Raw genomic sequence first — 7912 nt, 5'->3', positions numbered from 1 at the left:
TCGAAGCCCCACCCCAACGCACACCCAGACGAAGACCCCTCCTCGCGCTGCCGCCGCCTGGTCGTCGCCGCCCGCTCGAACAGCGACCACCCACCGAGCACGAAGCCGCCCACACCCGCGCGACCACCACCGGGATCCCCAGGCGCACCGGGACCGCAACCCGAGGTCGGAGCGCTCCGCTTGAACCACAGCGGGCCCCAAACGCACCGGCACCGCAAGTCGCCATGGCTGCCGATTCCCCTCTGCGGTAGGGGCATCCCCGTTGCGCCGACACCGCTGCAAGCACCCATCGTTACGCCCCCGCTCCGCCCCAATCCCACCACCCGTCTTCACTTCCTGCTCGTCACTTCCTGCGGCCGTATGTGAGTCGCCGCAGCAGGTTCTCGGCCGGGCCCCGGTTGCCGGTCTTCGCCATCAGGGCCGCCAAGGCGACGGTCGCGGCCCAGACCAGCACCGCGATGCCCGAGGCCGCCGCGTCGCCCAGGTCGGCGCCGAGGCCGCCCGCATATGGCGCGAAGACCGCGACGAACGCGATCGACTGCAGCAGATAGCAGGTCAGCGACCGCTGCCCGCACGCCGCCAGCGCCGTCGTCAGGCGGCCCGGCGCGCGGTGGCCGTTCCGCCGGGCCGCGATCAGTCCGATCAGGGCGGCGTAGCCGAAGCCGGTGGCGATCCCGGTGACGTTGTGCAGCGCGTAGAAGGGCACCGACAGCGCCGGGCCCGGCATCCACAGCTGCGTGTCGAACAGCATGAGCGGCACGCCGCCGACCACGCCGATCGGGATGCCCCAGGCGGCGATGCGGCGCAGCAGCGCGAGGTGCCGCTCGGGCTCGTCGAGCAGGCGGCGGCGGGCCGCCCAGATGCCGAAGACGAGCGCGGGGATGACGGTGACCTGGTACGCCCAGGTCAGACCCGACCACACGGCGAGCCGCATCGCCATGGCCTCCAAGGGGTCGGCGATGTTCGTCGGGTAGGCGGACTCGTGGCCAGCCGCCTCGGCGGAGAAGCCCAGCAGCGCCTCGACTCCGATGTGGATGACGAGGGTGACCGCGGCCGTGGCGAACAGGACCTTGTCGCGGGCGCGCAGCAGCGCCACGCCCAGCAGGCCGATGAGGCCGTAGGCGGCGAGGATGTCGCCGAAGAACAGCAGCAGCGCGTGGGCGAAGCCGAAGGCGAGGAGCCAGGCGCTGCGCCGCCGCACCACCCGCTTCGTCGCGCCCCAGTCGGCGCCGTCGCTCATCTGGCGGTCGGCCATGCGCGCGAGGCCGTAGCCGAACAGCGCGGCGAACATCGGCAGCGCGCGGCCGTCGACGAGGAGGACCTGGACGCCGGCGACGATCCGGTCGAGCGGCGTCCCGTCCACGGCGTAGCCGCGGTAGCCGGTGATCTCGTGCGCCAGGAACATGTGGGCGTGTGCGACGGCGATGAGCAGCAGCATCAGGCCCCTGGCGAGGTCGGGTGCGAGGGAGCGCTGCGCGACCGGGACGGCCGTCCGGATAATGGCGGGCGGGGAGAGTGACATCTCGACTCCAAAGTTAGATACAACCCTGTATCTAAAAATATAAGATACACTCGTGTACCCAATTGCACCCGGGGGTGGATCGTGGCCGAAGCCGCAGCTCAGACGCGCCGCCGCGGCAAGGACCTGCTCGACGCGATCTACGCCGCCGCCGTCGAAGAGGTCGCCGCCGTCGGTGCCGGACGCCTCACCATGGACGGCATCGCCCGCCGCGCCGCCACCGCCCGCACCACCCTCTACCGCCGCTGGTCCGACCCGGTCGAACTGCTCCTCGACGCCCTTCGCGAACTCCACCCCGTCGAGGCACCCGCCATCGGCGCCGACGACCTCCGCGGCGACCTCGTCACCTCCCTGCGCCTCATGGTCGACTGGTGCTTCAGCCCCGCCGGGCGGGCCGTCATGGCCATCCTCACCGACCCCGCCCGCGACCCGGCCATCGTCGAAGCCCTCTACGAACGCGTCTTCGCCGCCCGCGGCGGCACCTTCACCCAGACCGTCCTGCGCCACTACGCCGAACGCGGGCACTTCGACCCGGCCCGGCTCACCCCCGTCGTCGTCGGCATCGGCGAAGCCCTGGTCTCCCAGCGGATCCTCGACACGGGCGCCGTCGACGACGACTACCTCGCCGACATCGTCGACCAGGCCATCCTGCCCGCCATCGGCATCGGCCCTCCCCCGAGGCGATGAACCGCCCCGAAAGGGGGCGATCCGGCGAAAGCCGTGGCACTCTTGACGGATGATCGTCGCGGTGGGCATAGACGTAGTGGCAGTGGAACGCTTCGAGCGCGTCCTCGAACGGACGCCGCACGTGGCCGACAAGCTCTTCACCGAAGCCGAACGCTCCACCCCGGACGGTGCGCGCCGCCGCACCGAGTCCCTCGCCGCCCGCTTCGCCGCCAAGGAGGCCGTCGCCAAAGCGCTCGGCGCCCCCGGCGGCATGCACTGGGCCGACTGCGAGATCCTCTCCGCGGCCGACGGGCGCCCCTCCCTGGCCATCACCGGATCGGTGGCCGAGGCCGCCGCGCAGCGTGGCGTGTCGCGCTGGCATGTCTCGCTGTCGCATGATGGCGGTATCGCGACAGCGGTGGTCATCGCCGAAGCGGCGTGACGAACAGCGAGAGGCGTTGAAAGCCATGGACGGTGCCTGGTCATCGGCGGCGGTCCGCCGCGCCGAAGCCGAACTCATGCCGAAGCTCAAGCCCGGCGCGCTCATGCAGCGCGCCGCCGCCGGGCTCGCCGCCGCCTGCGTCCGAGAGCTCCGGCGGTCCCCCGGGCACGTCTACGGCGCCACCGTCATCGTCCTCGCCGGACCCGGCGACAACGGCGGCGACGCCCTCTACGCCGCCGCCCGCCTCGCCGAGCGCGGCGCCGCCGTCCACGCCGTCCCCGTCATGGGATCGCGCGTCCACCGCCCCGGCGCCGAGGCCCTCGTCCGCGCCGGCGGGCGTCTCACGGACGAGCCGCCGCCGTCGTGCCACCTGCTGCTCGACGGCGTCCTCGGCATCGGCGGCCGCCCCGGGCTCCCCGACCGCGCCGCCGACCTCATCGCCCGGATCGACGCCGAGCGAACCGTCGCGGTCGACGTCCCCTCCGGCGTCGACGTCGACACCGGCGCCGTCCCGGCCGCGGCCGTGCGCGCCGACGTCACCGTCGCCTTCGGCGCTCGCAAACCCTGCCACGTCCTCGGCGAGGCCGCGCTGCGCACCGGCCGTCTCGAACTCGTCGACATCGGGCTCGCCCCCCATCTCGACCCGCAGCCGCCCGTCCAGATCGCGAGTGAGGAGGACATCGCCGCCTGGTGGCGCGAACCGAGAGCCGACGACGACAAGTACACGAGGGGCGTCGTCGGCGTCGCCGCCGGATCCGACCGCTACCCCGGCGCCGCGGTGCTCGCCGTCGGCGGCGCCATGGCGGGCCCGGCCGGGTACGTCCGCTACGCCGGCGCCGCGGCCGACTACGTGCGCATCAGGCGCGCCGAAGTGGTCTGCACCGACTCGGCCGCCGAGGCCGGCCGCACCCAGGCCTGGCTCGTCGGCCCCGGCCTCGGCACTGACGAGCACGGGCTCGCCGAGCTGCGGACCGTCCTGGCGCGCCCCATCCCCGCGGTCATCGACGCCGACGGGCTCTCTCTCATCGGCGAGCACCCCTCGCTGCTCGCCGAGCGGTCCGAGGCGGTGGTCCTGACCCCGCACGACCGCGAGTTCGAGCGCCTCTACGGCTCACCGCCCGGCGACGACCGGGCCGGGGCCGCCGCGGCGCTCGCCAAGCGCCTGAACTGCACCGTGCTCCTCAAAGGACATCACACGGTGGTGGCCGCGAGCGACGGCGCGGTCTACGCGAACCAGACCGGTCGCCCCGCGCTGGCGACCGCCGGCTCGGGCGACGTCCTCGGCGGCTTCCTGGCCTCGCTGCTGGCCTCGGGGATGGACGGCGCGCGCGCCGCCGTCGCCGCCGCGTTCCTCCAGGGGCGGGCCGTCCGCCTCGCCTCGGCCGGGCGGCGCACCGTCACCGCCTCCGACATCGCCGCCGCCCTGCCGGCCGCGGTCGGCACGGTCCTGTCGCGCCGCGACGGCCGCGGCCCTACCAGTCCTCGCCGGCGCGTTTGATCTTCGAAGGCGACAGGCCCGTCTCGTCGAACAGGTAGGTCCGCATCGCGTCCAGGCCCGGCGAGTAGACGTGCAGGCTCACCGCCGGAGCCCTCGAGTCGTTCCGCACGGCGTGCACGGTCCGGTCGTCGACGGCCGTGACCGCGCCGGGCCCCAGCTCGGCGCGCGCCAGCGCCGGGAACGCGCCGGGCCGGACCGTGTACTCGGTCAACCGCCCCGAGACGACCGCGACCGCCGCGGCGGCGGGCCGCTCGAGGCCGCCGTGGTCGTGCAGCTCGGTGCCCTGGCCGGGCAGCCACCCCAGCAGCCACGCCTCGTGGCCCGGGCCCGACAGGACCCGGCGGGCCCAGCGGCTCCCCTTCGTGAAGCGGGGGCGCAGGACGAGGTGCTCGGCGTAGAAGGCGGCCAGCGACTCGAGGCGGCCGGCGGTGAGGACGGAGAGCGTCTGATCAGACATGGAGGAAGGCTTTCGATGCGTCGGAACGGGTGCGCGGCGGGCGAGCGGCAGGCTCAACAGGCGCGACAACACCGCCGCAGGCGACACATCGTGAAATCCATGCCGCACATCGTACCCGAACTCCCAGGGAATTCACAGCCAGGGCGCACCTTCCGTGGAACCGGCGTCACCCTGCGAATTTGTCACGCCGAGGCCCTTCACGGCGTCTTCGGCGCGCGCTAGGCTCATCTTCGGTCCTTCCCCCAGACTTCAGACGCCCGAAGGAGCACCCTCCTCGTGAACCAGCCGTCCCTCCGACGCAAGTGGACCTCTGCCGCCCTCGTGGGCGGTCTTCTCGTATCAGCCGCCGCAGCGGGCCCCGCCTGGGCCGAGCGGGGCCGCGAAGAGGTCGAAGAAGAGATCCAGGACGTCGACGAAGACCTCAACACGAAGATCGAGGAGTACAACGCCCTCGCGGTGGAGATCGCCGACAACGAGGAGATGATCGCCGACGTCGAGGCCGACCTCGTCGCCTCCGAGGAGGAGCTGACCGAGCTCCAGGACCGCCTCGCCGGCTTCATCACAGAGACCTATGTGGACCAGGGCATCGGCGACGCCGCGCTCATCCTCGACGCCGGCTCCCCGCAGGCCTTCGTCGACCGCCTCGACCGCCTCAACTCGGCCAACATGTACGAGTTCGACCTCATGGACGAGCTCAACACCGCCACCGAGGAGTACACCGCCCAGCTCGAACTGCTCACCGACCTCCAGGAGGACCAGGAGGCCGACCAGGCCGAGCTCGAGACGATGATCGACGACATCGAGACCCGCATGGACGACCTCGAAGCCGAGTGGCAGACCGTCTCGGGCGAGGCCGTCCAGGACTACGACCTGCCGTACATGGACGGCGACCGCGCCGACGTCGTCTTCTACGCCCTCGACCAGACCGGCGACGCCTACGTGTGGGGCGCCTCGGGACCCGACGCCTTCGACTGCTCCGGGCTCATGCTCGCCGCCTACTCCCAGATCGGCATCTCCCTGCCGCACAACGCCGCCGCCCAGTACAACTCGACCATGCGGATCTCCCGCGACGAGCTCCAGCCGGGCGACCTGGTGTTCTACAACAGCCTCAGCCACGTCGGCATGTACATCGGCAACGGCTACATCGTCCACGCCCCGAACTCGAACAGCGTCGTCAAGGTCGTGCCCGTCGACCACGGCAACGTCTACTACGGCGCCGGCAGGGTCACCGACTTCGGCGAATAGGCCGAACCGACACCCGCGCGGGCCGCTCCGGGAACGGGGCGGCCCGTCGCCGCGTCCCTCGGCGGGGCGGCGCCCCGCGCCTCAGCGCCCGTCGCAGCGGACGACGAGGATCGCGATGTCGTCGCGCGGCGAATCCGAGGAGAACATCTGGACGGCCTCCAACAGCGCCGTCGCGATCGCCCGCGCCGACTTCCCGGCCACGTCCCGCACCGCCCGCACGATCCGCTCGTGCCCGAACATGACCGACAGATCCCGCCGCTCGGTCACTCCGTCGGTGAAGAACACGAGCGCGTCGCCCACTTCGAGCCGCACCCGCTCCGGGTTGACCTTCACCTGCTCGAACAGGCCGACGGCGGTGCCCTCGTGCCCCACCCACTCGGCCTCGCCGTCCGCGCGCAGCAGCAGCGGCCGGTCGTGCCCCGACAGGCACAGCGTCGCCCCGATCGCCTCGTCCTCGCGGTCGAGCACCGCCGAGGCGATCGTCGCGTACCGCAGATCGCCGGGCTGCTCCAGCAGCGTCGAGTTCAGCAGCTCGAGGGCCCGCGGCATGGGCCGGCCGTCGCGGGCCATGACCCGCAGGACGTCCCGCACCACACCGGTGACGGCCGCGGCCTGCGCGCCCTTGCCGCACACGTCCCCGATCGCCACCCACAGCCGCTCGTCCGGCAGCGTCGTCGCGTCGTAGAAGTCGCCGCCGACCTCGGTGCCGAAGGCCTCGGCCGGCAGGTACTCGGCGGCGAAGCTGACCCCGGCGACCTCCGGGAGCGTCCCGGGCATGAGCGCCGACTGGAGCTCGTGGGCCACGGCGGCCCGCTCGGCGTGGATGCGGGCGTTGTCCAAGGCCAGCGCCGAGCGCTTCGCGAGGTCGGCGACGACGGCCCGCTCCTCGGTCGTGTGCTGGCGGTCGTCCGGGCGCCCCACCGACAGGACCCCGATGGTGGTCCCGCGCGCCGACAGCGGCACGGCGATGCCGTCGATGCCGCGCGGCGGCGGCAGCTCCATGCCGGTCCACCCGTCCGAGGCCAGAGACGCCTCCAGGGCGCTCCCGGCGGCGGCGAGCCGGGCCCGCCACGGCTCCAGCTCGGCCTCCTCGGTGTGGCTGAGCGCGGCGAGTTCGAGCCCGCCGCCGTCCTTGCGGAGGTGGACGGCGGCCCAGCGGCCGAGCTGCGGGACCACGAGCTGGGGGATGAGCGCGACGGTGAGGTGCTCGTCGAGGGAGTGGGCGAGGAGCTCCCCGGCCTCGGCGAGGTAGGTCAGCCAGCCGGAGCGGCGCTGCTCGTCGGTGCGCATCCGGTCGATCTGGAGGGCCAGCGCGATCCGCTCGGCGGTGAGCTCGGCCAGGGGCCGCCACTCGGGCCCGGCCTCGCCGGTCAGGACGAGGCGCCCGGTGGCGGGCGCGGTCACCGGCACGGGCACGGCGACGGCGACCGACTCGTCGGTGACGTCGCCGAACTTCGCCAGGACGCCCGTCCCCGAGCCGCCGCCCGGGTCGAACTCGATGGCGCCGCCCGCGGCGGCCGTGGCGTCGTGGAGGCGGGCCAGCAGCTCGGACACCAGCTGCTCGACCGGCAGGCGCGATTGGAGCGCGGGGGCGATGGTGAGCAGCGCGGCGAGCTGCGCGAGGTCGGTGACCGGTGCGCCGGGGATCTCGGCCGCGGGGGTGCGCCGCTCGGGCGGCGGGGCCTCGGGGTCGCGGTCGATGCGGAACCAGATGGACTTGCCGGTGGCGTCGTGCGTGGTGCCCCACGAGGACGCGAAGCGGTCGACCAGGAGCAGGCCGCGGCCGCCCTCGGCGGTGACCTCGGGCATGGCCATGTCGGCCGGTTCGATCCCGCCGGAGCGGTAGTCGGTGACGGTGACGCGCACGCCGATCGAGTCGGCGGCGACGGCGAGGTTGATGTCGGTGCCGGCGTGGACGACGCCGTTGGTGGCGAGTTCGGTGGTGAGCAGGAGCGTCTCGTCGAGCAGCTCGGTGAGCCCGGCCTCGGTCAGGACCGTTCGGACCGCGGCGCGGGCGGTGGCGGGGGAGCGGTCGTCGGCCGGCAGCCGCAGCCGGCGAGTGGCCCTCTCGGGGTACGTCACGGG

At 73.3% G+C, this 7912-nt stretch carries 7 protein-coding genes; 4 read left to right on the top strand and 3 right to left on the bottom strand.

From position 1 onward, the window contains the following. Nucleotides 1-343: 343 nt before the first annotated feature. Nucleotides 344-1522 carry a DUF418 domain-containing protein gene (locus tag YWW_RS0111660; protein ID WP_051325682.1) on the bottom strand — a complete coding sequence of 393 codons (1179 nt, stop codon included), beginning with the start codon at nucleotides 1520-1522 and terminating at the stop codon, nucleotides 344-346. A gap of 81 nt (nucleotides 1523-1603) precedes the next feature. Between YWW_RS0111660 and YWW_RS0111655 the strand changes: the two genes are divergently transcribed. Genes YWW_RS0111655 through YWW_RS0111645 form a run of 3 tightly spaced genes read left to right on the top strand, consistent with a single transcriptional unit; the run spans nucleotide 1604 to nucleotide 4125 of the window. Beyond that, nucleotides 1604-2206, top strand: a complete 603-nt coding sequence (locus YWW_RS0111655; RefSeq protein ID WP_035702383.1) for a TetR-like C-terminal domain-containing protein — start codon at nucleotides 1604-1606, stop codon at nucleotides 2204-2206. Between the two features lie 49 nt (nucleotides 2207-2255). Further along, on the top strand, nucleotides 2256-2627 hold the full coding sequence (locus YWW_RS0111650; RefSeq protein WP_026930254.1) for a holo-ACP synthase: 372 nt from the start codon (nucleotides 2256-2258) through the stop codon (nucleotides 2625-2627). A 25-nt stretch (nucleotides 2628-2652) separates the two neighbouring features. Beyond that, nucleotides 2653-4125, top strand: coding sequence for a bifunctional ADP-dependent NAD(P)H-hydrate dehydratase/NAD(P)H-hydrate epimerase (locus YWW_RS0111645; protein WP_026930253.1), 1473 nt, complete (start codon nucleotides 2653-2655; stop codon nucleotides 4123-4125). Here the strand turns inward: YWW_RS0111645 and YWW_RS29855 are convergent. Continuing rightward, complete coding sequence (locus YWW_RS29855) at nucleotides 4100-4582, bottom strand: cysteine dioxygenase (protein ID WP_051325680.1); 483 nt, start codon at nucleotides 4580-4582, stop codon at nucleotides 4100-4102. The genes YWW_RS0111645 and YWW_RS29855 overlap by 26 nt on opposite strands. 276 nt (nucleotides 4583-4858) lie before the next feature. Between YWW_RS29855 and YWW_RS34050 the strand changes: the two genes are divergently transcribed. Then, nucleotides 4859-5827, top strand: coding sequence for a C40 family peptidase (locus YWW_RS34050; protein ID WP_051325679.1), 969 nt, complete (start codon nucleotides 4859-4861; stop codon nucleotides 5825-5827). 81 nt (nucleotides 5828-5908) lie between these two features. Here YWW_RS34050 and YWW_RS0111630 read toward each other — a convergent pair whose 3' ends face one another. Continuing rightward, a complete protein-coding gene (locus YWW_RS0111630) occupies nucleotides 5909-7909 on the bottom strand; it encodes a SpoIIE family protein phosphatase (RefSeq protein WP_051325678.1) in 2001 nt (666 codons plus the stop codon). Nucleotides 7910-7912 lie beyond the last annotated feature (3 nt).

It is taken from the genome of Glycomyces tenuis DSM 44171, from assembly GCF_000427885.1.
GTDB lineage: Bacteria > Actinomycetota > Actinomycetes > Mycobacteriales > Micromonosporaceae > Glycomyces > Glycomyces tenuis.
The sequence above is the reverse complement of the archived record's forward strand: the minus strand, read 5'-3'. Positions and strand labels throughout refer to the sequence as shown.

What these genes read in the sequence shown, in the direction of transcription:
- YWW_RS29855 (WP_051325680.1), bottom strand. Translation starts at nt 4,582, where the DNA reads ATGTCTGATCAGACGCTCTCCGTCCTCACCGCCGGCCGCCTCGAGTCG.
- YWW_RS0111645 (WP_026930253.1), top strand. Translation starts at nt 2,653, where the DNA reads ATGGACGGTGCCTGGTCATCGGCGGCGGTCCGCCGCGCCGAAGCCGAA.
- YWW_RS0111650 (WP_026930254.1), top strand. Translation starts at nt 2,256, where the DNA reads ATGATCGTCGCGGTGGGCATAGACGTAGTGGCAGTGGAACGCTTCGAG.
- YWW_RS0111660 (WP_051325682.1), bottom strand. Translation starts at nt 1,522, where the DNA reads ATGTCACTCTCCCCGCCCGCCATTATCCGGACGGCCGTCCCGGTCGCG.